Raw genomic sequence first — 1265 nt, forward strand, 5'->3', positions numbered from 1 at the left:
AATTCATTTTAGTGATGGTGGTGTCCAGATGACTTAGCTTGCACCTTACACAAGATAGAATTATCGTGCAAATGATCAGGCGTTTCTAATTGAACCGTCATATGGTGAATATTTTGGTGCTCAAGATCATGTTCAATTTGACGAAGCAATCGTTCACTTTCAGCAATTGACATTCGTTCATCAACCACCGCGTGACAAGACAGTGCGTTTAATCCGCTTGTTATCGACCAAACGTGTAAGTCATGAATACCTTCAATGCCTTTTTTATTTTTGATTGTTTTAACCACATCATCCATATCAACATCTTCCGGGGTCCCTTCCATCAAGACATGTAGCCCGGATTTCGTAACAAAGTAACCACTGCGTAACACGAGCACGGCAACAATGACACTTGCGAGTGGGTCTGCCCACTCCCAGCCAAAGAATATGATGAGTAATGCAGCTATAATGGCACCAACAGAGCCAAGCATATCGCTAATCACATGTAAGTATGCTCCACGCATATTCAAATTTTCTTCTACATCTCCGCCGCGCATCATAATCCAAGCAACAAGAATGTTGACTAGTAAACCAATTGTAGCAATGATTAACATTCCGGTAGATGCAACTTCAGGCGGGTTTTGGAAACGTCCGATTGCTTCATAAAAAATATAAAGTGCGACGATGATAAGTGTCAATCCATTAAGAACAGCCGCCATTATTTCAAACCGCTTATAACCATATGTTTTACTATGGTTAGCAACTTTTGCTCCAAGGGTGAAGGCGAGTAGCGCAATTCCAAGTGATATAGCATCGCTTAACATATGACCTGCATCTGCCAACAAGGCAAGACTATTAGTAAGATATCCACCTATGGCTTCAAGAATCATATATGAAGTAATAATAATAAAACTAATCAATAAAACCTTTTTATTTGCACCATTAGTGTGATTATGACTATGATCGTGTCCCATTTTAAGCGCCTCCTAGATTAATGATGTTGAGCATGTTCAATTGCCTGATTTAATAAATTAATAACATGATCATCATTTTCAGAATAAAACAATGTTGTTCCTTCTCTTCTATATTTGACTAGTCTTAAATTTTTTAAGAAACGTAATTGGTGGGAGACACTAGATTGGCTCAAATTTAATGTCTCTGCAATGTCATTGACAGCATGTTCACCTGAACATAAAAAGTTCAAAATACGAATTCTGGTTGGGTCACTCAATGCTTTGAACGTTTGCGAAACAATAAACAACGTTTCTTCATCTAAGTCTTGTTTT

The 1265-nt window shown here is 38.0% G+C and carries 2 protein-coding genes; both read right to left on the bottom strand.

Annotation, left to right across the window (positions count from 1 at the left end; translation table 11 throughout):
- Positions 1-8 precede the first annotated feature (8 nt).
- A complete protein-coding gene (locus EDD62_RS00005) occupies positions 9-953 on the bottom strand; it encodes a cation diffusion facilitator family transporter (RefSeq protein WP_123807052.1) in 945 nt (314 codons plus the stop codon).
- 17 nt (positions 954-970) lie between these two features.
- Positions 971-1265: ArsR/SmtB family transcription factor (locus tag EDD62_RS00010; protein WP_148086833.1), on the bottom strand; the 295-nt coding region annotated here is incomplete at its 5' end.

This window comes from Abyssicoccus albus, from assembly GCF_003815035.1.
Taxonomy (GTDB): Bacteria; Bacillota; Bacilli; order Staphylococcales; family Abyssicoccaceae; genus Abyssicoccus; species Abyssicoccus albus.

Coding starts and splice junctions, on each gene's coding strand:
- EDD62_RS00005 (WP_123807052.1), bottom strand. CDS start 953: ATGGGACACGATCATAGTCATAATCACACTAATGGTGCAAATAAAAAG.